This window comes from Bilifractor sp. HCP3S3_D3, from assembly GCF_052063915.1.
In the GTDB taxonomy this organism is placed as follows: Bacteria; Bacillota; Clostridia; order Lachnospirales; family Lachnospiraceae; genus Bilifractor.
This window is the reverse complement of sequence record NZ_JBQHWP010000002.1, coordinates 66602-92176: the sequence shown is the minus strand read 5'-3', so window position 1 is coordinate 92176 and position 25575 is coordinate 66602. Positions and strand designations below refer to the sequence as shown.

Sequence of the window (25575 nt, the reverse complement as noted above, 5' to 3'; positions counted from 1 at the left end):
TCTTTCGCGCGCTTCGCGTGCGACGAGCCTGGAAAGCGTTTTCGAAGAGCTTATTTTTTACATTGACGAAGTTGTTTTCTAAAGATATAATAAAATCACATCTCGAACCGCATGATCTTATTTATGCTTTCTTTTCTTCATCTCCATTTGTTATCCAGCATCCCAGTTTCTCTTAAGCTGTCCATACCTTTCATTTTCTCTTCTTAGTATTATTAACGCCCCGTTAGCACTCCATTGTACAATTAAATGCATTGACAACGTTTTGAAAGTAGTGTAGTATAATAACCGGTTTGCGAACAAATGTTCGTTTTTGACGTTTGATTCCCTCAGGACATGATCTCACAGGAAAGGAGAGTCCACTCGAAAACGGCAGATACAGGACGGCCCGGCTGACCCGGGATTCATCCTTTTTCTGCGTTATCAGTGACGATTTTATCATGGCATCTAATAATAGTTCAAATCAGAATCAGGACAAGCAGCGTGCGCTTGACGCCGCTCTCGGTCAGATCGAAAAGCAGTTTGGAAAGGGTGCGGTTATGAAGCTCGGCGACCAGGGCGCGAATCTGAATATCGAAGCGATTCCGACAGGGTCCCTGAGCCTTGATATCGCTCTCGGCGTCGGCGGTATTCCGAGAGGAAGAATCGTGGAGATCTACGGGCCGGAATCTTCCGGTAAGACCACGGTAGCTCTTCATATGGTCGCAGAGGTGCAGAAGAGGGGCGGGATCGCAGGATTTATCGATGCTGAGCATGCCCTCGACCCTGTTTACGCGAAGAACATCGGCGTAGATATCGATAATCTGTACATTTCTCAGCCGGATTCCGGCGAGCAGGCACTTGAGATCACCGAGACAATGGTTCGTTCCGGCGCCATCGACATTATCATCGTCGATTCGGTTGCCGCCCTCGTCCCGAAGGCTGAGATCGACGGGGAAATGGGCGACTCTCACGTGGGTCTGCAGGCGAGAATGATGTCTCAGGCGTGCCGTAAGCTTACGGCGGCGATCAGCAAGACAAACTGTGTCGTTGTGTTTATCAACCAGCTGCGCGAAAAGGTCGGCGTTATGTTCGGAAACCCAGAGACAACCACCGGCGGCCGCGCGCTGAAGTTTTATGCTTCGGTTCGTCTTGATGTGCGCAGAATTGAATCTCTGAAGCAGGGCGGCGAGGTAATCGGCAACCATACCCGTGTCAGAGTGGTGAAGAATAAGGTGGCTCCGCCTTTCAAGGAAGCAGAGTTCGATATCATGTTCGGAAAGGGCATATCCAGAGAGGCAGATATCCTGGATCTTGCCGCCAATCTCGGAATTATCAACAAGAGTGGAGCATGGTATTCTTATCTTGGTGAAAAGATCGGGCAGGGACGTGAAAATGCGAAGCAATTTCTGGCTCAGAACCCCGAGGTAATGTCAGAAGTCGAGAGCAAGGTTCGTGAGGCATATGGTCTTCCGACAGACAGGGCAGCCTCAGAGGCAGCTCCCGCCGACATTGCGCCGGCAACGACCGATACTGAAGAACAGTAAGCCGATCCAATCGCATTGTCAGGAGGCAGAGAGGACTTATGAAAGAATGGAATGCTGCATCATTTGCGAGCAATCGAAATGGAGAGTTTCCGGACTCCCCGAAGCCTCCTGTGCTGACCGATGATTCCAGAAAAGCAGCAGCAAGAGCAATGAAGCTTCTGCTTTATAAGGGCAGAACCAGGCAGGAGCTTCGAAACCGGCTGCTGGAAGAAGGCTTTCCGGAGGAGCAGACCAGCAAAGCGATCGAATACTGTCAGTCATTCGGATATGTTAATGATGAGAAATACGCGGAGAATTATATCTCATCCATGAAATTTCGCAAAAGCCGGAATATGATCCGGCGCGAACTTGAGGACAGAGGCGTCACGGAAGAGGAGATCCGTCAGGCATTTGAGGAAGTGCCATACGATGAGCAAGAGCTGATAGAACAGCTCATCCGGAAAAAGGCCGGCGAGCCTCATGAAATGGATGATAAAGAGCTCCGCAGGACCTATGGTTTTCTGGCACGGAAGGGATTTTCTTCGTCTGAAATCTGGAAGTCTCTCCGAACCTTTCAGGAAGCAGCCGAAAGATAGCTTCAATTACTCATCAGTTTCAAGTCTCACCGCGCGTCTTTCTGACAATTCCATTCAGTCAGTTTTTGACAATTCGTCTATCACAGCGTTGACAATATTGTGAAAAATGTATAAAATGAATACTGGTATTGAACTGTGACAACAAAATAAGGAGGTACATTTGTAATGATTAACCCGATAATCATCCATGTGATTGTCGCGGTCATTGCTGTGATTGTTACTCTGCTTATTGCAGTTCCGCTAGTCAGCAAGCTGGCAGTCGCAAAAAAGGTCCGCGAAGATCAGACCAAAATAGGCACTGCCGAGGAACAGGCTCGAGGCATCATAGATGAGGCACTGAAAACTGCTGAAACCAAAAAACGCGAAGCCCTTCTCGAAGCTCAGGAGGAAAACCTGAAGCTGAAAAACGAAAGAGAGAAGGAAAATCGCGAACGCCGCGCGGAATTGCAGAAGTATGAAAAACGAGTGCTCGCGAAAGAGGAATCTGTCGAGAAAAAGGCAGACAATCTTGAGCGGCGCGAGGGAAATCTTTCAGCAAAGGAAGCGAAATTACTCGAAAAAGAGAAAAGGGTTGATGAATTACAGAACCAACGCGTACAGGAGCTGGAGAGAATCTCCGGCATGACCTCCGAAGAAGCAAAAGAATTTCTGTTAAAATCTGTTGAAGACGAAGTAAAGATTGATGCGGCAAAGCTCTACAAGGATTATGTAGACAAAGCGAAGGAAGACGCGGACAGGAAAGCACAGGAATATGTAGTGACAGCGATTGAAAAATGCGCTGTGGATCATGTATCTGAATCTACGATTTCTGTGGTTGAGCTTCCTAGCGATGAAATGAAGGGACGTATCATAGGCCGTGAGGGAAGAAACATCCGTGCCCTCGAACAGGCTACCGGTGTAGATCTCATTATCGACGATACCCCGGAGGCTGTCGTGCTTTCATCCTTTGATCCGATCCGGAGGGAAGTAGCCCGGATCGCTCTGGAAAAGCTGATCGTTGACGGACGCATTCATCCGGCACGCATCGAAGAGACCGTCGAAAAAGCCAAGAAAGAAGTTGACAACCGGATCCGTGAGGAGGGTGAAGCCGCGCTCCTTGAGGTTGGAGTTCACGGCATCCATCCGGAGCTTGTAAAGCTCCTCGGCCGCATGACTTTCCGTACAAGCTATGGGCAGAATGCCCTGAAGCATTCAATTGAAGTTGCTCAGCTTTCCGGCCTTCTCGCCGGCGAGATCGGATTGGATATCCGTATGGCCAAGAGAGCCGGTCTTCTTCACGACATCGGCAAATCCATAGACCATGAGGTCGAAGGATCTCATGTACAGATCGGGGCGGATCTTTGCCGGAAATACAAGGAACCCGCCATTGTCGTTAATGCGGTAGAATCTCACCATGGAGATGTCGAGCCGCAGTCTTTGATCGCCTGCATCGTTCAGGCAGCAGACGCTATTTCCGCAGCCAGACCAGGAGCTCGCCGCGAGACCCTGGAGGCTTATACCAACAGATTAAAGGACCTGGAGGATATTACCAATTCCTTCAAGGGTGTAGAGAAGTCTTTTGCAATTCAGGCAGGAAGAGAAGTACGTGTTATGGTTGTTCCGGATCAGGTAAGCGATGCCGACATGGTATTGCTTGCTCGCGATATTGCCAAGAAGATTGAGGACAGTATGCAGTATCCGGGGCAGATCAAGGTCAATGTAATTCGTGAAAGCCGCGTAACCGATTACGCGAAATAACCCGGCACAAATTCAGCCAGTGAAAACTTAAGGCTGTCGTATTGTTCTCAAATAGAGAATGATACGGCAGCCTTTTCTGAATGCTGCGAAGCAAGCCCTGAACTGTTTCTCCGATATCGAACGATTACATCATTCATACATATCTTTTTGCGTCGCAAAGACCAGTTACATCAATTCTTTCGCAAAGTCCACATAGTGCTGTGCGCTGATACGATTTCCCTCGATTTCCTCATCCGTCAGCATGCGGATTACTCTCGCCGGACTTCCGAATGCAAGCGAATTATCCGGTATCACACATCCCTGCGTCACAAGAGCCCCGGCGCCAATGATACAGTTACTTCCGATCACTGCTCTGTTCAGAATAATTGCTCCCATTCCGATCAGTGTATTGTCCCGGACCGTGCACCCGTGCACGATCGCAGAATGTCCGATCGTGACATTATCTCCGATTTCAACCGGGCACTCCGGATCACCGTGAATAACTACATTGTCCTGCACATTTGTTCTCTCACCAATCTTAATCTGGGAAGGGACGCCGCGGATCACTGCATTATACCATACTCCCGAGTCTTTCCCGATCTCAACTTCGCCGACAATACGGCTGCCGTCCGCCTGAAAAACGGATTCGTCTATTTTTCTCATTCCCATCCTTCTTTCCCTAATAAAAATCATTTATCTGTCCTATGAAGGCGTCTTCCAGAGAGCCTCCTGTCTCATAGTATCACAGGGACGCAGGGACCGGAATACCACTTTCTGCTTTTTTGAGTCTTCTTACGGACCGGCGGCAACAATGCCTGATCCATCTATCAGATATTTTGAATCTGTTCATTTTTATTTCGAATCCGTCTATTTATCTTTTGAATTTAAATCAGGTTCTTTCGAATTCAAACATAAAAACTCCAGGCCTCTTGTAACAACAGCGATACAATCTATACTGGACAAGAGCAAAGCAAAATATAATCGGAGCTACCGCTGAACAAGGCTGAACAAGCACTGCGATACCACTGCGCAAATCGAGATACGAGCTGTGGTCCTGCCCACCCGTTCTCATATTGATCGGCCTTCGCCACACACATTAAAAGCAGCAGGGTAACCCGAAACACAAGAAAGGCAGATTCAGATGGCAGCATCAAAATTATTAATCGGAATCATTTCAGGAACCATCATCGCAGGCAGCGCAGCGGCAGCATTTCAGGCACAAGCCCCGGCAAGAGCATCCGCTGCTCAGGCCATACAGGAGACATCTTCTCCAGAAACAATGGCAACTGCATCTTCCGCTGACCGCACCAGTTCTGACGCGAAGACTGCCAAAACCATTACCTCTGCCGCAACCGGATCACAAACCAGTTATTCTTCAGAAGCAGAAGAACCCGTTTACCTGAACGGATGGTCCGATGGAAAATATTTTATCGAGAATGTACCGGTCTCGAATTCCTGGGAAGTCATCGATGGTCACACCTACCGTTTTGACGCAGCAGGAAATGAGGTGACCGGATGGTATTCCGAAAACGGCAGTACCTATTACCTTGGCTCGGACGGTACTCTTACAACCGGAAATGCTTCCATTGACGGTAAAAATTATTATTTTAATGAAGACGGCGTAATGCAGACCGGATGGATTGACGGAAATTATTACAACGCGGATGGAACTGAGTATTCTTTCAAAGGCACAACAGGGAATGTCGGACGTCTGTTCATCCCATCTGCAGGCGTCAATGTCGCGTTGAATTATGTCGATGACGATACCGGAGACGAGGCAGCCCAGGCTATCTGTGACGCAGAGGACAGTGCAGCATACATGGTCTTCTCCAATTCTGATGAAGTATGGATTGGCGACCACAATTTTCAGGGGTTTGACGCCATCAAATCCGTGGTGCCGGGAACGGAAGCTTATATCAAGAACACCGACGGGACAATCACCACCTATATCTGCACAGAAACAGATCAGGCGACAAATACAGGCTATGATCTCGTTACCGCCGACGGCAGAAGCGCAAGCAATATCAATGCAGGCGGTATCATCATGTACACCTGTAACGATGACTGGACATCTGTCACGGCAACCTTCTGGCAGCCGGAATAACTATTTGAATTTGTTTTTCAACATGCACAGGCGTGCACAGCGGCTGCATATCACTGATATGCAGCCGCTGTGCGTATTTCCCCGGGCGTTTTTCCTGTATTATTCTTAAAAAAAACACTGAAGCTGCTGGAATTGCGAAAACCGACTTCTTTTGCAATGGCAAAGAGCGGAAGATCGGTCTCTCTCAGCAGATGAATGGCTTTTTCAATTCGAACCCTGTCACGGTAATCCTTAACTGTGATACCGGTGTAATAGTGGAAGAGATTCTGCAATTTGCCGGCACTCATCGCGAATTGCTGTGCCAGTTCCCGGATATTGGAATTATCATCAGGATTTTCCTCGAGGTACCTGATAAAGCGGTCCACAACTTCGCGATCATATTTCGGGATCGAACGGATAACCGTTTTTTCGCCGACGCTTTCGTCCTCAGATGAACCGTTCAGAACTCTAGCAAGAAACTCCATCACGTTTCCCTGAATAAAAAGCTCACGAAGGAGTTCATCTTTAATGGTCCTGCCGCATCCGGACAGATTACGACTGATCCCGGAAAGGTCCGAATTTTTTTCCATCATTTCCGCGTCGGCGTCTATCATAAATACCTTTCCCGAGCGGTAATGAATCTGAATCATACCGCGATGTTCTCCACGCAGAACCTTATATCTGATGATACTGAATTCACTGTCAGTATGGTTTTCCGATACCCAAAACAGGTATTTATTCTTTATCAGCAGATCAATTGCTTCATCTAAATCCATTAAATCCTCCGATACCTGCTCAGATTGCCCGACCTGACTGTTTTTCTTTTTTATTATACCCGATAATATCAGAAAAGAGAACCATGCCGAGACTGCCTTTACGATACATTTTCATCCTTCAGGGGACAATAACTTTCTGAGAATAGTTCGAAGTGTCTCCTGTTCCTCGTCAGTCAGCACATCAAACGGAGAATTTTCTTCTTTCTGCAGCCGTACCTGCGTCTCCGCTGCTCCTTTTTGGGTAAGGCTGATAATGACAGCACGTTTATCCAACCTGCTTTTTTTTCTGACAATCAAATCATTCTTCTCAAGTTTCGACAGAAGCTCTGAAACCGATCCAGGCTGAACCCGAAGCTCTTCCTGAATATCTTTCTGAAAAGCACTGCCATTCTCCATGAGATATGTCAGAATCTGCTCCCGCGAACCGCTTCGCCGTTCCTTGTGGTGAAGCATATGCGCGCAGCTTCGAAAGAGAAGATCAAGATCCTCACAGTTCTCGAAATCATAATTCTCGTGACGGGAATGTCTGTGATAATTCTTGTGACCATCTCTGCCATCTGACCCTTCGTGGTCAAAATGACCGGAGCGATCAAGATGGCTGAAATGACCGGGATGACCGGGATGACCGGTACGGCCAGAAGAATCGAAATGGCGGGACTCACCGGAATGACCGGTACGGGCGGAATGCACAGATTGGCTCGGGCGACCGGAAAATCCGGTCTCGCCCCCACTCACTGTTATTCCGCGCTCCCTGGCGAGTGCCGCTCCCTTCCCACAGGACGGATTCTTTAGAGAACAGTGTTTTCCGCATCCGCTGCAGACATTAGCATCCGGGATGGTATCTGCCACATCTTGGTTTCTTAATATTGTATTTGTATCTGCATTAATCTGATTATTCATATTATATTCCCTCTTTCAGGATTGCGAGAGTGCGAAGCACGGAGCAATCCGTAGCTTATACACTATGTGGTGCCCCACTTGGAGGACACATTGTTTTGGTTTCTTTTGATTAGGCACCTAAATAATATCCGATATTTAACGAACTGTCAAGGCGCATAACTAATTTCATAAATTGTTCACAACGAGATAAAACACGCTGTGCGAGTTTTATCTCGCTATCGCGACGCTCGCCGCACACGAATACTTCGCATTCGGCTGCGGCTCACTGTTCGCGTAAATGAAACCTGACATGGTGAACTGCCTGACAGCTTCTTGCCAAGTAGTTCACCATATCAACGATCAGACTAGCTATTCACCGGAACATCAATGACAATATATGAAAAAAGAAAACAGGATCATATTTCAGATTTTTTAGATTTGTGGTAATCTTGAACAAGAAACGAGTCGAGACAGCAGAAGAGCACCGGAATTGAGGGAGCAATATATATGGCGGTTTGTGTATATAATTACGGCGATGAAACAACAGACGGGGATCTGATTCGACGGATCTGCGGCGGAATCTATGACTCTTATGATCTTTACCGGGACTCCGAAAGAGATAATCTGGCTTACCGGATGATGAAGCAGAATCTTTCCGCAGAAAAGGGCCTGGTGATCACCTCAACCGTCAGCAATTTCGGAAGGAACAAGGCAGAGATTCTGAAAGAACTGAAATGGATGCTGCGTCATCACGTCACGCTCGCCATTGCCCGATATCCCGTCACCTGTCAGATCGACAGCATGACAAACACGATCGCATTGAAGACGCTGATCAATGTCTTTGAAGATCTGATGAATGATCCTGCATTCGAGATTCGATCCGGTTCCAACGCTAAGGGAGGGAGAAAAAAGATCAACTTCCCTGAAAACTGGTATGAACTATACCCGAAGTGGACAGCGAAAAGGATCACTGCCGTCGAATTCATGAAAGAAGCAGGGGTACGCAAAGGTACATTTTATCATCTGGTGAAAGAGTATCAGACTCTGCTGTCTGCGTCTATGCAGACGATTCGGTTATGAAAATCGGGTCTTTCACAAATCCGCTTTTTCATTGTGCACACGACCCGTATCCGATACGCTTTCGGACGCGAAATACTCCTTCAGATACTTGATACGCTTTCGGACGCGGTGATCCTCGATGCCGAGACATCTGAGCCCGGAAGTTCGCCCCGCTTCCATAACACAATAACAGACGAAGCCCCTGAAACCATGAAATGAACAAAGGTCTCAGGGGCTTTCAAAAGCAAGTGACGGGAATCGAACCCGCCTCCCCAGCTTGGGAAGCTGGTGTTCTACCGATGAACTACACCTGCATCAACTACAAAGATTACTATAACACAACCCGATGTCAAAATCAATGTTGTTTTTTGACCGGTGCTTTTACCGTTTCGCCCTTACTTGATCTTTCCGGTGCTTTTACCGTTTCGCCCTTACCGTTGATCTTATACGTAGGGTTACACATTGAATTAATAAATGAAATAACGTATAATAAGCCCATTCTGATACATTTCTAATATGTGAGGTTATAAAAATGTGGTTAGCAGATAACTGGAACGATTATGAAGTACTGGATACCTCATCCGGTGAAAAATTGGAACGATGGGGTGATTATCTTCTGATCCGCCCGGATCCCCAGGTCATCTGGAATACAGAAAAGAAGGCGCGCGGCTGGAGAAAGTGCAGTGGCCATTATCATAGAAGCACAAGGGGCGGCGGCGAATGGGAGTTCTTCGATCTTCCGAAACAATGGCAGATCCGCTATCGCAATCTCACCTTTAATCTCAAGCCATTCAGTTTTAAGCACACCGGACTGTTTCCGGAGCAGGCTGTCAACTGGGATTGGTGCTCGGCAAAGATAAGAGATGAAATAAAACGGCGCGAAAATTCCGGTGACCTGGATCCTGAGACCGGGATGACAAGACCGGTCCGTATCCTGAATCTCTTTGCCTATACCGGAGGTGCAACACTTTCGGCAGCGGCAGCCGGTGCGCAAGTCACACACGTTGACGCTTCCAAAGGAATGGTGACATGGGCAAGGGAAAACGCGGAATCATCCGGTCTGTCAGGCCGCCCGATCCGCTGGCTCGTGGATGATTGTACGAAGTTCATCGAACGGGAGATCCGGAGAGGCCATCATTATGACGGGATCATTATGGATCCCCCCTCGTACGGAAGAGGTCCGAAAGGAGAGATCTGGAAGATGGAGGAAAACATCTATCCGTTTCTTGAACTCTGCGCAAAGCTTCTAAGCGACGATGCGATTTTCTGCCTGATCAATTCCTATACAACCGGCCTGGCGCCCTCCGTACTCACCTATATGCTTTCTGTCGCACTTGCGGACCGTGGGGGAAAGATCGAATCCTCGGAAATCGGGCTTCCGGTCACCTCCACCGGCCTCGTACTTCCGTGCGGATCAACAGGACGTTGGATGCGAACAGGCGAACCTGACGGAATGTAATAATTTCAGAAAACCCAACGCGGGCCTTATAAAAGGCAGCAGGGAGATCATTCCACAAGGGATTCTTTAGAGAAGAATTACCGAAAGGTCAGCGAATAAAGAATTTTATAAAAGAAAAACTGCAGAAAGGATTTTAGATATATGAAGAAACTTTCCAAGAATCTGGTAAGTATGCTGTTTCTTCTGGTACTTCTGATTCTTATTCTGATTGGTATTTATGCCTTTGGCATCTACCATTTCAAGACACACTTTTACAACAATTCAACCATAAACGGCATCAATGTCGGCGAGATGACCGCTGACCAGGCGCGGTATGCCATCCAGAATCAGATGCGCAAGTACACGCTTACCTGCAAAGAGCGAAACAATGTCACAGACAAGATCACCGGAGATCAGATCTACCTGACGTATCAGGACGACGGCACCGTAGATAAACTCCTGGATGATCAGGATTCCAGATTCTGGATTTTCCACATCACTCTCGGAAAAAAATACCACATTCCTCTCGGGTACACCTATGATTCCAGTTCTATCGAAGATGTAATGAATAAGATGAACGCCTTCTCCGCTCCCGATATTCAGGCGCCGGAAAATGCGAAAATTGTCGATAATGGCAGTGACTTTACCGTTTCCGAAAGCGTTCAGGGCAACACTCTGAATTACGAAAAGACAAAGGCAGCCATCATCAACGCAATTGAAAATCACAAAACGGAAATTGATTTTGAGGATCTGGACCTCTATGAGAAGCCAACCGAAAATGAGAGTTCTTCGGATATCCAGGAGAAGGCAGCTGACATCAACAAGCTGCTGAACATCAATATCACCTATAACCTGGCCGATCAGGAATTTACCATTAACAGTTCCAACATCCGTGATTTTCTGGTCGAGGATGACAAGGAGGGATATACCCTCAGCAAGGACAAGCTTGCCGAATGGGTAAAAAACATGGCCTATGAGACCGATACCTACGGTCTCTCCCGCAAATTCCGCACAACGAGCGGCAAGGAGATTCAGCTCGAGGGCGGCGGAGACTACGGCTGGTGTATTTATCAGGAAGAAACCACCAACGATCTATATAACGCCATCCTGAACGGTGACAGCGGGCAGCGTGATCCCATCTATCTGTACAGCGCACTCGACCGCGGTGCCAATGATATTGGAGGCACCTATGTGGAAATCTGCATCACCAAACAGGAGATGTGGTGCTATAAGGACGGCACCCTGATCGTAGACACCCCGGTGATCACCGGAAACCATTCGCTGGGCCAGGATACTCCATCCGGAAGTGTATATGCCATCGACGGAAAAGAGAGCAACACCACCTTCCCCGAGGCTCACAACGTAAAGATCAGCTACTGGCTTCCCTTTGTCGACTCCTGTGGAATTCACGATGCCTACTGGAGAACCGAAGCCCAGTTTGAGAACAAGAATACCTATCTGACCAACGGATCAAACGGCTGCATCAACACCCCGAAGGATGCCGCGGCAAAGATCTTCGATGTGATGGATGTCGGATATCCCGTTGTCGTGTACTATTCGGAGGACCAGCCGGTAGGCCCGCAGCCCACCAGTGCCGATGCATCCGCAAACGTTGCGCTTTCGAATCAGTAACCGGGATACCCCGGATTCCGGACAATGACCGCACAGACCGCTTATTTCCCAGTGGGAACTTCAGGCGGTCTCTGATTTCGGGATTGCAAATTTTCCGGATACTGCTACAATGAACCTGTTGGTCTGACCAGCGCATGTGTCCTGTCCACGCAAAAAGTTCCGCATGACATCCGCGCGTGATATGCGATTAACATGCGCGTCCGGCGGATGCCCTTTTCCGGTCGCAGCGGGGAAGAAAAACAAGCATAATATCCGTCGTATACCAGGCGAGAAGATAAAAAGTCTAACATAGACAACAAAGTTTTACACAGAAAACAAAACACAAGTCCTACACAGAAGACAAAATACAAGTCTTAAATTAAGAAAAAAGGAAGTCAAATATGAAAATTGTAGTGCTCGCAGCAGGAACAAGTACCGAAAGAGAAGTTTCCATCGTATCGGGAACCGGAATCTGCAAGGCTTTACGCAGGCTTGGCCACCAGTCCATCCTTCTGGATGTTTTTTTCGGCTGGAAGGAGGCAGACCCGGCTACAGCATTCGATGGTGAATACGACACGGACGCAGCCGCAGAATACATCAAAGGCTTCAATCCGCAGCTGGAAGAAGCCAGAAAGAGCCGCCGGAGCTTTTTCGGTCCCAATGTAATTGCGCTTTGTGAAGAAGCTGATATTGTTTTCCTTGCGCTTCACGGATCAAACGGCGAAGACGGAAGAGTACAGGCAGCATTTGACCTGCTCGGCATCAGGTACACTGGCACGGATTATATCAGCAGCGCAATCGCAATGGACAAATCCAGAACCAAGCAGGTATTTCAGGCCTCCGGTGTAAATACACCGTCAGGCATCACGATCTATCGCGGAGATTCCCGCAGAAGCGCATCGGAGTTCGGCATGGAACTCCCTGTCATTGTCAAGCCCTGTTGCGGAGGTTCTTCAGTGGGGATCACAATCTGCCGCACGGAAGAGGATGTACGCAATGGGATTGATCTTGCTTTCAGCCTTGAAAACTCTGCTGTCATCGAAGAGTTCATTGAGGGCGGTGAATTCACCTGCTGTGTCATCGACGGCAAAGCCTATCCGGTAGTTATGATTACTCCGAAAACCGGTTACTATGACTTCCGGAATAAATATACCGCAGGAGCGACCGAGGAGCTCTGTCCCGCTCCCATCTCAGATGATCTCACAAAAAAGATACAGGAAGAGGCCTTAAAGGCAGCAGACGCCATAGGCCTGATCGGCTACGGCCGCATGGACTTCCTCGTGCGGAAATCTGATCAGAAGGTGTTCTGTCTGGAAGTCAACACACTTCCCGGCATGACGCCAACCAGTCTCGTACCACAGGAGGCAGCGGCTGTCGGAATCGATTTTGATCATCTCTGTCAGAAACTGATCGACGTATCTCTGAAAAGATATGAGCAATAACCACTCCAACCCCGCGGGCGGGGCGTACACTAATATTAAATCCGGATTGTCCCTGTGCGGCAAACTTCCTCAATCCGGAAGCTGTTCGGAGGCGCATTCATGAAAAATCTTACTCTGTCCAATATTGCACTGGTAACAGACGGAAAATACGACGGACCCGAGGATAAAAGAGAATTTACCGTGACCGATATTGTCACAGACAGCAGAAAGGTTACCAAGGGATGCCTTTTCGTCGCGATCCGCGGCGAACGGACAGACGGTCACCGGTTTATCCGACAGGTTATAGAAGCAGGCGCCGCAGCGGTCCTCACTGAAAAGGATCCGGAAACGCTCCGTAAGGAATATGAAATTCCTGAAAACCTGGAGATCACATCTGTCACAGTTTCTTCCACGCTGCAGGCGGTAAAGGACATCGCGGAATTTTATCTCAGACAGCTCAATAAGCCGATTGTCGGCATCGTCGGAAGCGTCGGGAAGACAAGTACCAAGGAGATGACAGCCGCTGTACTCAGCCAGAAATATCGCGTACTGAAAACAGAGGGAAACTTCAATAATGAGCTGGGCGTCCCCATGACCGTTTTCCGGATGAGAGAAGAGGACGAAATCGGCGTCATCGAGATGGGCATCAATCATTTCGGTGAGATGCACCGCCTTGCATCCATCGTTCATCCAAATACCGTGATCATGACAAATATCGGAACGGCGCACCTGGAATTTTTGAAAAGCCGAGACGGTATCCTGAAGGCAAAGTCAGAGGTCTTTGATTTCTTCAGCTCTGACGGCCACATCATCCTCAACGGCGATGATGACAAGCTTTCGACCATTGAGGAAAAATCCGGTGTCAGACCGGTTCGTTTTGGTCTTTCGAAGGAAGGTTATTCACATCCGAATGATTTCTACGCCGATGAGATTGAACCGCAGGGACTTGACGGCACCAAATGCAGGATTATCACTCCGGCCGGAAGCTTCCTGGTACTGATTCCTCTTCCCGGCACCCATATGATCTATAACGCGCTTGCAGGCGCCGCGGCAGGTCTCACCTATGGCCTAACCCTTGATCAGATTCGCAGCGGAATCGAAAGCTGTGAGTCTTTAAGCGGAAGGTTTCATATCATCCACACCGGACGTTTTACTCTCGTAGATGACTGTTATAACGCAAACCCCGCCTCCATGAAGGCTTCGCTTGATATTCTGCAGGAGGGCTCCGGCAGGAGAATAGCGGTTCTGGGAGATATGGGAGAACTGGGCAATGAATCCGAGCAGCTGCATGAGGAAGTCGGTGCACATGCCGGCAGACTAAAGCTCGATGCAATATATTGCGTTGGACCGCTTTCCAAGGCAATCTGCAGGGGCGCACGTAAGACTTCGGCCGGAAGGACCGATATCCGGCACTTCAAGACCATCGACAAATTTCTCGAAGAAGTTCCAGGACTTTTCAGGGACGGAGACACGATTCTCGTAAAGGCATCCCACTATATGGAATTTGGCAGAATTGTAACCGACCTCCAGAAATGAGCAACAGCTATTTGCCTCATTGCACGAATAATACGTCTATTTGGAAAATTTCTGTTGCATTTTTATTAAGCCTGTTATATAATTCTATACGTAAAAAGAATTTACCCTTCAAAAAATTTTTTTTACAATTAATAACCCCTTATTAATTATTTATACTCCCCTCGAAATGCCTCGGTAGCTCCCCTACCGGGGCGTTTCTCTTACCAGACGCAAAAATCGTCAGATAACACAGCTTATGGATCCGCACCCGGAAGTTGCCGTGAAATCCATTCGTATGGGGAGAACATATCCGGCAGTATTACACAGGAGAATTACATGGAGAGATATGAGCTGATCGCGCCCTGTCATTTCGGGCTGGAAGCAGTGATGAAACGGGAGATCATCGATCTCGGTTATGAGATAACGGAAGTAGAAGACGGAAAGGTTACCTTTGAAGGAGACGCGGAAGCTGTTGCCTATGCCAACATGTTTCTCCGTACAACCGAACGGGTTCTTCTTAAAGTGGGCCAGTTCAAGGCCGTAACTTATGATGAGCTCTTCGAGGCCACGAAGTCACTGCCGTGGGAACGCTATATCCCGCAGCATGGAAAATTCTGGGTTGCCAAGGCAAACTCCATTAAGAGCAAACTCTTCAGCCCGTCTGACATACAATCCATTATGAAGAAGGCGATCGTGGAGCGTCTGAAGGAGAAATACAAGGTCGAATGGTTCCCGGAAGACGGAGAGCCGTACCCGATTCGGGTTTCCCTTCTGAAAGATGTGGTCACAGTCGGACTGGACACGACCGGTACCTCTCTGCACAAAAGAGGATACCGCCAGTTCACCGCAAAGGCCCCGATCACAGAAACGCTCGCATCCGCCCTTCTGATGCTGACGCCATGGAAGGCCGACCGGATTCTCGTAGATCCGTTCTGTGGAAGCGGAACCTTCTGCATTGAGGCCGCCATGATGGCCGCGGATATGGCACCCGGTATCCACCGGTCCTTTTTGTCTGAGGAATGGAAACATCTGATTCCGGAAAGAAGCTGGTCAGATGTGAGAGAAGAGGCGGAGGACAGGGTACGCACAGATGTGCAGACCGATATTCAAGGCTATGATATTGACCGCGAGGTAGTCGGATTTGCGCGTGAAAATGCAAGGCTGGCCGGTGTCGATCACATGATCCATTTTCAGCAGCGTCCGGTTTCCGAGCTTTCTCATCCGGGAAAATACGGTTTTATTGTGACGAATCCGCCTTACGGCGAACGTCTGGAAGAGAAAAGCGCGCTTCCGGCGCTTTACAGAACCCTCGGGGAACGCTTTGCGAAACTGGACACCTGGTCTCTGTACGTCATCAGCGGCTATCCGGACGCAGAGCGATACATCGGCAGAACCGCACCAAAGAATCGGAAGATTTACAACGGAATGATGAAGACATATTTTTACCAGTACCCGGGGCCGAAGCCTCCGCGCCGCAAGCCTCACCCGGAATCAGAAGGCTGATCCGGTTCTCAGCAGGCGGGAATCTCCAGATACAGAAGAGAAGCGAAAGGAAATACGAATGCATACAATCATTTTTGCAACAGGCAATAAGGACAAACTGGCAGAAATCCGGGAGATCATGAGCAGTTTGCCGGTCACCATTCTGTCCATGGCCGATGCCGGAATCTCCTGCGACATCGAGGAAAACGGGAAAACCTTCACTGAAAATGCTCTCATCAAGGCCAGAGCCATTGCGGCGGTTCTCCCGGACAGATATCGCAGCGCTATTGTGATGGCAGATGATTCCGGTCTCGAGGTGGACGCCATGGATAAGCTTCCCGGCGTTTATTCCGCCCGCTGGATGGGTCATGACACTTCTTACCGAATCAAGAACGCAAAAATCATCGAAAACCTGAAAGACGTTCCCGTTCCGGAAAGAACCGCCCGATTTGTATGTGCGATGGCAGCGGTACTCCCGGACGGCAGGACTCTGTCGACCCGGGGGGTCATCGAAGGAAAAATCGGCTATGAAGAACGTGGAACCAACGGCTTCGGCTATGATCCTATTTTCATGCTTCCCGACATGAGCTGCAGCACAGCGGAGCTTCCACCGGAAGAAAAGAACAAAATCAGCCATAGAGGAAAAGCTCTTCGTGAAATGGAGCGTCTTCTCAGAAACGAGCTGAACTGACCATCCAATCTGAACCGGACCACCCGGTCGGAAGTGCGGCAAACCCTAGATCAGAAATACGGAGGGGCACAGAATGAAAGTACTTGTAATCAGTGATACACATGGGAATATTGATCGTCTGCAGTCAATATTGAACACAACCGGACCTTATGACGCTGTCTTCCACTGTGGCGATATTGAAGGACAGGAACACACGATTCAGGAATACGCGGACTGCCCGACATATATGGTTTCCGGTAATAATGACTGGGACAGCAGCCTGCCGGCAGATCTCAATGTGACAATCGATGATTACAGATTCTGGGTATGTCACGGGCACCGGTACGGAGTTTCCCTGAGCCCCTCGGCGATCCGAGAGGAGGCCGAAAGCAGGAATGTTGATGTCTGCCTCTTTGGTCATACGCACAAGCCCTATCTTGAGACAAGCCGCGGACTGACGCTGATGAATCCCGGATCCCTTAATTATCCCAGACAGATCGGCAGAAAACCTACCTTCGGTGTAATTGAGATAGACAGACACCATGATATTCACTTTGCCATAAAAGAGCTGGAGGATTAACTTACCGCAGAGAATTTTCTCGGAATTTACCTGAATTTGCCTTAAAATTCCGACACATTTAATTAATATTTTTGTTGACAACCGCAAAATCTTATAATATACTAGTTTTTGCGTTGAGCGAGTTCGGATAGTTCGGATCTGTGGGATCTGTACGTCCTGTGTCTCTCGGGGTGTGGCTCAGTTTGGCTAGAGCGCCTGGTTTGGGACCAGGAGGCCGCAAGTTCGAATCTTGTCACCCCGACTGCGCAGGTGTAGTTCAATGGTAGAACACCAGCCTTCCAAGCTGGATACGTGGGTTCGATTCCCATCACCTGCTCTTGTATTCTCAATCAGAATACATACGTGTCTGTAGCTCAGCTGGATAGAGCAACGGCCTTCTAAGCCGTGGGTCGGGGGTTCGAATCCCTTCAGGCACGCTCGGAGCCAGATATAGCGCTGGATCATTCAGCACCGCGGGTTCCGGTTTCAATTTAATTACTATGGTGGATATAGCGTAGTTGGTTAACGCGCCAGATTGTGGCTCTGGAGATCGTGGGTTCGAATCCCTCTATCCACCCTGCCGTGATGGCGACATAATGGGCTATCGCCAAGCGGTAAGGCACAGCACTTTGACTGCTGCATCCGCCGGTTCGAATCCGGCTGGCCCAGATCATTCGGAGCATTAGCTCAGGTGGTAGAGCACTTGACTTTTAATCAAGTTGTCCGGGGTTCGAGTCCCCGATGCTTCATTTTGTGATGACCAGAAGAGATGACGTTCTGTCATCTCTTTTTCTATATCATTCAGTTTCTACATCAGACGGATATGAAAAGCTGTACACCATGCGGCTATGGCGGAATTGGCAGACGCGGCGGGTTTAGGTCCCGTTGGGAAACCATGCAGGTTCGAGTCCTGTTAGCCGCAGTATTCACATCCGTTCATCTTTTTTCCCATTTGAGATTATATAAATCCATGTGACCTGATTTTATTCTTCAAAAAACGGATTACGCGGCATATTTCTGAGCGGCACGCCAGATCGCATCTTATCAGGGAAACGGCCGTACCCTGTATGCACAGCGCATCAATTATTCCGGGTTAAATCCCCGGAGCGTTATAACAGCGCACCAGCAATTCCGGATTACATTCCCGGAGTGTTTTAAAAGAGAGGACGATATGACCAGAGAACAGTACGAATCATTACAATTAAAAGAGCTTCGGGAAATCGCGAAATCCAGAAAGCTCAAAGGAACAACGGCGATGCGGAAGGAACAGCTGATTAACCGCATGCTCGATGAAGACGCAAAGGAATCTGCAAAAGCAGAAGTCCCGGGGACAGAATCTTCCGGGGCAGAAGCCTCAGAAACAGATCACGTAAGATCAGGCTACACTCGAAAAGATTCTTCGAGAACATCTTCTTCGAGAGCAGGTTCCTTAAGAGCAGGCTCTCAGAGAACAGATTCCTCGAGAATAGATTCCTCGAAGCCAGAATTCTCAAAACCAGAGTCTCAGAAAATGGAGACAGTAAAAACCGGTCATTCCAGAAACGAGAACGGCAGCCGGAGAAGCTCCTCCCGCGGAAGCGAAAACGATTATGGCAGCCGGAAAGATTTCCGGCATAGCGAATCCCGCGAGCGTCAGAACAACAACGAGCATCAGAGCGGATATGAGCGCCCGAACAGCAGTGACCGCCAGAGCGGATATGAGCGCCCGAACAGCAGTGACCGCCAGAACGGATATGAACGCCCGAACAGCAATGACCGCCAGAGCGGATATGAACGCCCGAACAGCAGCGACCGCCAGAGCGGATACGAATCTCAAAATAGTGACGAACGTCAGAATGACGCTTTTGACGAAAACGAAAACGAACAGATGCGTCAGGAACTCGGGCAGCTCGACAGCGGGTCGGAAGCCCATGGCATACTGGAAGTCATGTCTGACGGATACGGCTTTATCCGCTCGGAAAATTTCCTTCCGGGAGATGACGATGTTTACGTTTCTCCTTCTCAGATCCGGAAATTCCACTTAAAAACCGGAGATGTTCTCTCCGGCAACACAAGAATAAAATCACAGAACGAGAAATTTTCCGCCCTTCTGTTTGTCAAAAGCGTGAACGGTCTTGACCCCTATGTGAATGCGCGCCGGATGAATTTTGAAGATATGACGCCCATTTTTCCAAATGAACGCATTCATCTGGAGCGGCCGGGCGGACCGGTTGCGATGCGGATTGTAGACCTGGTCAGCCCCATTGGCAAAGGACAGCGAGGAATGATCGTCTCTCCGCCAAAGGCCGGAAAAACGACACTGTTGAAGGAAGCTGCAAAATCGATTCTCCGCAATAATCCAGAGATGCATGTCATCATTCTCCTGATCGACGAACGTCCGGAGGAAGTTACTGATATCAGGGAAACTGTCCGTGGAAAGAACGTCGAAGTTATCTATTCCACCTTCGACGAGCTTCCGGAGCATCACAAGAGAGTCTCGGAAATGGTAATCGAACGTGCCAAACGCCTGGTTGAGAACAGACAGGATGTCATCATCTTTATCGACAGCATCACCCGTCTTGCGAGAGCGTACAATCAGGTCGTTCCGCCGAGCGGAAGAACCCTCTCCGGAGGTCTTGATCCCGCAGCCCTTCACATGCCGAAGCGGTTCTTCGGTGCAGCCCGGAACATGCGTGAGGGCGGCAGCCTCACCATCCTCGCGACTGCACTCGTAGACACCGGAAGTAAAATGGATGACGTTGTATATGAGGAGTTCAAGGGCACCGGCAACATGGAGCTGATCCTTGACCGGAAGCTGCAGGAGCGACGTGTCTTCCCGGCCATCGATCTCGCAAGGTCCGGAACCAGAAGAGAGGACCTGCTGCTGGATTCGGATGAACTCGAGGCGGTAAACAACATGCGCCGTGCGCTGAACGGTCTTCGCGCCGAGGAAGCGGGCGAAAATGTACTGAACATGTTTACCCATACGAGAAACAACCGGGAACTTGTTCAGATGCTGAAAAAACAGCGAATTGTCTGATCTCGTCTGATGACAGCGGACTGCATCCGTCACAGACCGTGTGATGGACAGTGGGACCTAAACTGTTTTTCAACCGTTTTTCAACAGCTGCTTCGATGATCGTGAACCGTATCAGAATACGTGGATATCAGAATACACGTCAAAAACCAGTTGCAGAATAGATGTCAAAAATGGGTCAAAAATGCAGAACACATGTCAAAAATCAGTTGCAAAACAGATATTCCCGTGGTATGATGATAAGGCTGTTAATCTGATACGAAAGTTGAGACACAGCATACCAATAAATTTACCAGATATGAATTGGAAGAGGTGAAAACATGAAACAGGGCATTCATCCAGAGTATTATGAAGCTACCGTTACCTGCAACTGCGGGAACACCTTCAAGGTAGGTTCTACAAAGAAGGAGATCCACGTCGAGATCTGCTCCAAATGCCATCCGTTCTACACCGGACAGCAGAAGGCAGCAAAGGCTCGTGGTCGTATTGATGCATTCAACAAGAAATACGGTCTTAAGTAACGTAGAATTTGCGGCACTTATCAGAAAACAGAAACGAGTCGGAACATTCGTTCCGGCTCGTTTTTTCACATATCGAGCGGAAGATCGTCCGTGCCGAACTGCAGGGTTCGTCTCAGACAGTTCTCTTGCACCCATCGTCATGTTATCGTATAATTCTGCTGTATAAAAATGACCACTAAATATCCGGATTGCAAGAATGCGGATATACGCGAGGGAATCTATAATGACCGATCGTTTACAATCTTTCCATGATTGGTATCACTACGGGATTCGTCTGCTGTCCGCTTCCGGAATTGCCGACGCCAAAACCGATGTATGGCTTCTGATGGAGCATGTAACCGGCATTACGCGCAGCTGGTACCTGCTGCACGCCGAGGAGCCTATGCCCGCGGATGCTGCGGCGGAATACTCCCGGCTTCTGACGGAGCGCAGCCGCCGCATTCCGCTTCAGTACCTGACCGGTCAGGCCTGGTTCTATGGCAATTGTTTTTCCGTCAGCCCGGCTGTTCTGATCCCGAGACAGGATACCGAGACTTTGGTAGAAGAGGCAGAGAAGATTCTGGAGAGTGGCTGGCATATTCTGGACATGTGCACCGGCAGCGGATGCATCCTGCTGTCCCTTCTGAAAAGCTGTCCCGGGATAACGGGAAGTGGCACCGATCTTTCGCCCGAAGCGCTCGATATCGCTCGAAAAAACAGAAGAGCTCTGGGCGTGCAGGAAGACCGCGCTGTTTTTTATTGCGGAGATCTTTTTGAGGCGCTTCCCGCCGGAGAGGAATATGACGTAATTCTCTCCAACCCGCCTTATATTCCAACCGGGGTCATCGACGGACTGGATCCCGAAGTGCGGGACCACGAGCCATATCAGGCCCTTGACGGACATGAAGACGGACTCTATTTCGAAGAAAAAATCGCAGAGGAGGCCCGGAAGCATTTCCGAAAGGGACAGAAAGGATATCTTTTTCTGGAAATCGGATATGATCAGGGAAAGGATATGCGGAGGATTCTGCAGCGCCTCGGATATCATGACGTCTGCATCACGAAAGATCTCGGAGGTAACGATCGTGTCGCCTCCGGCTGTTACCTCCGCTGACAGAAAGGTGGAAGCTATGTTTGAGAAGCTGGAAGATGTGCAGCTCCGGCTGGAAGAGGTTTTGAACCGGCTCAGCGACCCGGATACTGCCGGCGATCCGGCACGTCTGCAAAGCCTGATGCGAGAGCAGGCAGAACTGCAGCCGGTCGCGGATACCTATGCGGCTTACAAGAAAAATGAGGCCGCAATCTCCGAAAGCCTTGAGCTCCTGGAATCTGAAAACGATCCGGAAATGCGCGAGATGCTCAAGGAAGAACTACAAAGCGCTCGCAGTCAGAAATCAGATCTCGAACAGCAGCTGAAGCTTCTGCTCCTGCCGAAGGATCCGAACGACGAGAAAAATGTTATCTTTGAGATCCGCGCCGGAGCGGGCGGTGAGGAAGCCGCTCTTTTCGCAGCAGAAATTTACCGCATGTACATGAAGTACGCAGACAGCAGGGGATGGAAGACTGATCTGGTCAATCTGGAAGAGACCGGTCTTGGCGGATGCAAGGAGTGCACCTTCAAGATCATCGGCCGCGGCGCCTATTCCCGCCTGAAATACGAGAGCGGTGTACACCGGGTGCAGCGGGTTCCGGCAACCGAATCCGGAGGAAGAATTCATACATCGACCTGCACGGTTGCGGTCATGCCCGAGGTCACCGATGACATCAGCATAGATATTCCGGACAAGGATGTCCGTATCGATGTCATGCGCGCATCCGGAAATGGCGGACAGTGTGTCAACACGACAGACTCCGCCGTGCGTCTCACCCATTTACCTACCGGAATCGTCATTTATTCACAGACAGAGAAAAGCCAGCTTCAGAACAAGGCCAAGGCATGGGCTCTGCTCCGCGCCAAGCTGTACTTCCTCGAACAGCAGAAACGGCACGATGAAGAAGCCGAGATGCGCAGAAGCCAGATCGGAACCGGAGACCGCTCCGAGAAAATCCGGACCTATAATTTTCCTCAGGGCCGTGTGACAGACCACAGAATACATCTCACCCTGCATCAAATTGACAGCATAATGGATGGAGACCTCGACGAGCTGATCGACAGCCTCATTGCCGCCGACCAGGCGGCAAAGCTTGCGAAATTACAGGAGCAATAAAATAAACAGCGCGAGAACGCTCATGCCTGTTAAAGCACGAAGGCAGCAAAGTGACGTGCGAACTTATATAGTGCGTGGCACGACGCATTGCAGGACACCGCTTTTCAAATCATTCAAATACATGAAACAACAGGAAAATCATGGGAGGAGTAAGTATGAAACAAACTACACTGGCAGTTATGGCGGCAGGAATCGGCAGCCGCTTTGGAAAGGGAATCAAACAGCTGGAGCCTCTCGGCCCGAACGGAGAAATCATCATGGATTACTCCATTCATGATGCAATAGAGGCCGGCTTTGACAAAGTTGTGTTCATCATCCGGAAGGATCTGGAGAAGGATTTCCGCGAGATCATCGGCAGCCGTATGGAGAAGAAGATTCCCTGCGAATACGCTTTTCAGGAGCTGGATGCTCTTCCGTCAGGATTTACAAAGCCTGAGGGAAGGACGAAACCGTGGGGCACCGGCCAGGCGATTCTCGCCTGTCGCGGACTCATTGACACACCGTTTGCGGTTATTAACGCAGATGACTACTACGGCAAAAAAGCCTTTACTCTTTTGCACGACTATCTCGTTGCGGATCATCCGACACAGAACGGCATTCATCAGATCTGCATGGCCGGTTTCCGTCTTGGAAACACCCTCAGCGATAACGGAGGTGTTACCCGCGGAGTATGCGTCCTTGACTCCGACCGGAATCTGATCGGTGTCAATGAAACCCAGAACATTGTCCGTACTCCCGGTGGCGCTGCGGTTCATTCTCCTGACGGAGACGTTCCCATCGATGTCAATTCTATGGTTTCCATGAATATGTGGGGACTGCAGGCAGATTTCATCGATCTTCTGGACAGCGCGTTCCGTGAATTCCTTGCGCAGATTCCCGATGGTGATCTGAAGAAGGAATTCCTTCTTCCAACCTATATTGATCAGCTGCTTCACCAGGGAAAGGCTGTCGTAAAGGTTCTGGACACAGACGACACCTGGTTTGGCGTTACCTATCAGGAAGACAAGGACAGCGTCCGCAAGGCTTTCTCCGACCTTTGCAGCAGGGGTGTTTACGGAAAGCTTATCTGAGTGCACTTGCGCAATCCAGAGGTGACCATATAATCAGAGGTAACCACATCATGATCAAGGATAAAAAATCAGAAAAATCTTTCAGAAAAGCCCGGATATCATTGCCTGTGCTGCTGCTTGGCGCCGTGCTGCTGTTTCCGGGCTGCGGGAACGCCTCTGACAGTGCCTATGCCAGCGGAATGTCAGCTCTGAAATCCGAAGATTACAACACCGCTATTACGAATTTTCAGTCGGCTGTTGATTCCGAGGGGAGAGAGGCAGAAGGATACCGCGGGCTGGGCATCGCTTATCTCAATCTCGGAGACTATGAAAATGCCGTGAATGCCTTCTCCAAATCACTGGCGGCAATAAAATATCCGCGTCAGAATAAGTCCTTCCGCGAAGATGTTCTCTTTTACCAGGCGCAGGCTTATGTAGAAGAGCAGCAGTACGACAATGCCATGACGATTTACAATGAATTGATCAAGTCAGAGGAACACGCCGGACAGGCCTTTCTGCTGCGGGGAAAGCTTTACGCCCTCGAGAACAAATTTGGCCAGGCCGGCCAGGATTTTCAGAAGGCATTGGAGCTGGATAACTCTTATGAGATTTATCTGGAAATCTATGACATCTATGTGCAGAACAACCGGCAGGCAGACGGAGCCGCATTTTTAAAGGACGCCTTAAATCAGAAGCCGTCCGAATCTGATGATTACTATCAGCTCGGACGGATCTGCTATGAACTCAAGGATTACGGAAAGGCAGAAAAATATCTCAAGAAAGCCATAGAAAAAAATATCCCCGGTGCCGTCATGCTGCTCGGAAGAGTCTACTCCGACACCGGAGACTACGAGAGCGCAGAAGATTTGTATCAGAGCTGTATTGACAATGACACCTCCGTTTCCCTGGGATACAACGGCCTGGCTCTGATCGCTATCATGAAAGGCAATTATGACGATGCGCTTCAGAAGATTCAGGCAGGGCTCGACACCGATGAGGCGGAGTACAAGGAAGAGCTGCTCTATAACGAAATCATCGCCTATGAGAAGAAGCTTGATTTCAAAACCGCAGCCTCGAAGATGGAAAGTTTTCTCAAATCCTATCCGACGAACCAGAAAGCTGTACAGGAGAATCTGTTCCTGCAGAGCCGCGTAACGGAGACAGAGGCAACAGCATCCGAGAACGTTACAAGTTCCTCCGTCAGCTCTTCCTCCCCGTCCGACGTCAGCAATACACAGAGCGAAGCATCCGGCAGCACACAATCCAAAACGACAGATACCGCCGATACGGATCAATCCAATGCGTCATACAATTCCGCAGGTGAAGGTCAGAGCAACGGCGATGATTCCGGTTCATACCAGGGAACTGTCGATGCGGACAACGATGGTTACGACGATAATACCGGCGTCTACTATGGCACGGTCTACGGCACAGATACCAGCACCTATGGCAATTACGATTCTGCCGGCTACTACGACGGGAGCACCGGGTATTAA

General features: G+C 49.3%; 21 protein-coding genes and 8 tRNA genes. 25 read left to right on the top strand and 4 right to left on the bottom strand.

Annotated features, from left to right (window positions below; all coding sequences use genetic code 11):
* Positions 1 to 437 precede the first annotated feature (437 nt).
* From recA to rny, 3 genes are all read left to right on the top strand, one after another.
* The gene (recA, locus tag ACTNDI_RS01620; RefSeq protein WP_441099011.1) at positions 438 to 1523 is read left to right on the top strand and encodes a recombinase RecA; all 1086 of its coding nucleotides are present in this window, start codon (positions 438 to 440) and stop codon (positions 1521 to 1523) included.
* 38 nt (positions 1524 to 1561) lie between these two features.
* Positions 1562 to 2098, top strand: a complete 537-nt coding sequence (locus ACTNDI_RS01615; protein ID WP_441099010.1) for a regulatory protein RecX — start codon at positions 1562 to 1564, stop codon at positions 2096 to 2098.
* Positions 2099 to 2263: 165 nt separating this feature from the next.
* Positions 2264 to 3835, top strand: coding sequence for a ribonuclease Y (rny, locus tag ACTNDI_RS01610; RefSeq protein ID WP_441099009.1), 1572 nt, complete (start codon positions 2264 to 2266; stop codon positions 3833 to 3835).
* 165 nt (positions 3836 to 4000) lie between these two features.
* On the opposite strand, the gene ACTNDI_RS01605 is transcribed toward rny, so the two are convergent.
* The gene (locus ACTNDI_RS01605; protein WP_441099008.1) at positions 4001 to 4477 is read right to left on the bottom strand and encodes a gamma carbonic anhydrase family protein; all 477 of its coding nucleotides are present in this window, start codon (positions 4475 to 4477) and stop codon (positions 4001 to 4003) included.
* Between the two features lie 478 nt (positions 4478 to 4955).
* Between ACTNDI_RS01605 and ACTNDI_RS01600 the strand changes: the two genes are divergently transcribed.
* The gene (locus tag ACTNDI_RS01600) at positions 4956 to 5918 is read left to right on the top strand and encodes an N-acetylmuramoyl-L-alanine amidase family protein (RefSeq protein WP_441099007.1); all 963 of its coding nucleotides are present in this window, start codon (positions 4956 to 4958) and stop codon (positions 5916 to 5918) included.
* A 50-nt stretch (positions 5919 to 5968) separates the two neighbouring features.
* Here ACTNDI_RS01600 and ACTNDI_RS01595 read toward each other — a convergent pair whose 3' ends face one another.
* Positions 5969 to 6673 carry a helix-turn-helix domain-containing protein gene (locus ACTNDI_RS01595; protein ID WP_441099006.1) on the bottom strand — a complete coding sequence of 235 codons (705 nt, stop codon included), beginning with the start codon at positions 6671 to 6673 and terminating at the stop codon, positions 5969 to 5971.
* 111 nt (positions 6674 to 6784) lie between these two features.
* A complete protein-coding gene (locus tag ACTNDI_RS01590) occupies positions 6785 to 7573 on the bottom strand; it encodes a MarR family transcriptional regulator (protein ID WP_441099005.1) in 789 nt (262 codons plus the stop codon).
* Between the two features lie 486 nt (positions 7574 to 8059).
* On the opposite strand from ACTNDI_RS01590, the gene ACTNDI_RS01585 reads away from it, so the two are divergent.
* Positions 8060 to 8632, top strand: a complete 573-nt coding sequence (locus tag ACTNDI_RS01585; RefSeq protein ID WP_441099004.1) for a hypothetical protein — start codon at positions 8060 to 8062, stop codon at positions 8630 to 8632.
* 222 nt (positions 8633 to 8854) lie between these two features.
* Here ACTNDI_RS01585 and ACTNDI_RS01580 read toward each other — a convergent pair.
* Positions 8855 to 8925, bottom strand: a tRNA-Gly gene (locus tag ACTNDI_RS01580).
* A gap of 218 nt (positions 8926 to 9143) precedes the next feature.
* Between ACTNDI_RS01580 and ACTNDI_RS01575 the strand changes: the two genes are divergently transcribed.
* The 20 genes from ACTNDI_RS01575 to ACTNDI_RS01480 all read left to right on the top strand — a co-directional run bounded on the left by ACTNDI_RS01575 (position 9144) and on the right by ACTNDI_RS01480 (position 25575).
* Positions 9144 to 10070 (top strand): class I SAM-dependent methyltransferase, encoded by a 927-nt coding sequence (locus ACTNDI_RS01575; RefSeq protein WP_441099003.1) that lies wholly within the window; start codon positions 9144 to 9146, stop codon positions 10068 to 10070.
* 141 nt (positions 10071 to 10211) lie between these two features.
* Entirely contained in the window at positions 10212 to 11681 is a 1470-nt protein-coding gene (locus ACTNDI_RS01570) for a L,D-transpeptidase family protein (RefSeq protein ID WP_441099002.1), read from the top strand.
* Positions 11682 to 12061: 380 nt separating this feature from the next.
* Positions 12062 to 13102 (top strand): D-alanine--D-alanine ligase family protein, encoded by a 1041-nt coding sequence (locus ACTNDI_RS01565; RefSeq protein ID WP_441099001.1) that lies wholly within the window; start codon positions 12062 to 12064, stop codon positions 13100 to 13102.
* 99 nt (positions 13103 to 13201) lie between these two features.
* Positions 13202 to 14617 (top strand): UDP-N-acetylmuramoyl-tripeptide--D-alanyl-D-alanine ligase, encoded by a 1416-nt coding sequence (locus ACTNDI_RS01560; protein ID WP_441099000.1) that lies wholly within the window; start codon positions 13202 to 13204, stop codon positions 14615 to 14617.
* Between the two features lie 315 nt (positions 14618 to 14932).
* Entirely contained in the window at positions 14933 to 16099 is a 1167-nt protein-coding gene (locus tag ACTNDI_RS01555; protein WP_441098999.1) for a THUMP domain-containing class I SAM-dependent RNA methyltransferase, read from the top strand.
* A 58-nt stretch (positions 16100 to 16157) separates the two neighbouring features.
* On the top strand, positions 16158 to 16769 hold the full coding sequence (gene rdgB, locus ACTNDI_RS01550) for an RdgB/HAM1 family non-canonical purine NTP pyrophosphatase (RefSeq protein WP_441098998.1): 612 nt from the start codon (positions 16158 to 16160) through the stop codon (positions 16767 to 16769).
* Between the two features lie 73 nt (positions 16770 to 16842).
* Positions 16843 to 17328, top strand: a complete 486-nt coding sequence (locus ACTNDI_RS01545; protein ID WP_441098997.1) for a metallophosphoesterase family protein — start codon at positions 16843 to 16845, stop codon at positions 17326 to 17328.
* Positions 17329 to 17494: 166 nt separating this feature from the next.
* A tRNA-Pro gene (locus tag ACTNDI_RS01540) sits at positions 17495 to 17569 on the top strand.
* A 4-nt stretch (positions 17570 to 17573) separates the two neighbouring features.
* A tRNA-Gly gene (locus ACTNDI_RS01535) sits at positions 17574 to 17644 on the top strand.
* 26 nt (positions 17645 to 17670) lie between these two features.
* Positions 17671 to 17744, top strand: a tRNA-Arg gene (locus ACTNDI_RS01530).
* A 66-nt stretch (positions 17745 to 17810) separates the two neighbouring features.
* Positions 17811 to 17884: transfer RNA gene (locus ACTNDI_RS01525), tRNA-His, on the top strand.
* Between the two features lie 20 nt (positions 17885 to 17904).
* Positions 17905 to 17976: transfer RNA gene (locus tag ACTNDI_RS01520), tRNA-Gln, on the top strand.
* A 7-nt stretch (positions 17977 to 17983) separates the two neighbouring features.
* Positions 17984 to 18056, top strand: a tRNA-Lys gene (locus ACTNDI_RS01515).
* A 93-nt stretch (positions 18057 to 18149) separates the two neighbouring features.
* Positions 18150 to 18229: transfer RNA gene (locus ACTNDI_RS01510), tRNA-Leu, on the top strand.
* A gap of 249 nt (positions 18230 to 18478) precedes the next feature.
* On the top strand, positions 18479 to 20326 hold the full coding sequence (gene rho / locus ACTNDI_RS01505; RefSeq protein WP_441098996.1) for a transcription termination factor Rho: 1848 nt from the start codon (positions 18479 to 18481) through the stop codon (positions 20324 to 20326).
* Between the two features lie 317 nt (positions 20327 to 20643).
* Positions 20644 to 20844 carry a 50S ribosomal protein L31 gene (gene rpmE / locus ACTNDI_RS01500; RefSeq protein WP_441098995.1) on the top strand — a complete coding sequence of 67 codons (201 nt, stop codon included), beginning with the start codon at positions 20644 to 20646 and terminating at the stop codon, positions 20842 to 20844.
* Between the two features lie 223 nt (positions 20845 to 21067).
* A complete protein-coding gene (gene prmC, locus ACTNDI_RS01495; protein ID WP_441098994.1) occupies positions 21068 to 21937 on the top strand; it encodes a peptide chain release factor N(5)-glutamine methyltransferase in 870 nt (289 codons plus the stop codon).
* A gap of 16 nt (positions 21938 to 21953) precedes the next feature.
* Positions 21954 to 23030 carry a peptide chain release factor 1 gene (prfA, locus tag ACTNDI_RS01490; protein ID WP_441098993.1) on the top strand — a complete coding sequence of 359 codons (1077 nt, stop codon included), beginning with the start codon at positions 21954 to 21956 and terminating at the stop codon, positions 23028 to 23030.
* 155 nt (positions 23031 to 23185) lie between these two features.
* Positions 23186 to 24100 carry a nucleotidyltransferase gene (locus tag ACTNDI_RS01485; RefSeq protein WP_441098992.1) on the top strand — a complete coding sequence of 305 codons (915 nt, stop codon included), beginning with the start codon at positions 23186 to 23188 and terminating at the stop codon, positions 24098 to 24100.
* A 50-nt stretch (positions 24101 to 24150) separates the two neighbouring features.
* Complete coding sequence (locus ACTNDI_RS01480; RefSeq protein WP_441098991.1) at positions 24151 to 25575, top strand: tetratricopeptide repeat protein; 1425 nt, start codon at positions 24151 to 24153, stop codon at positions 25573 to 25575.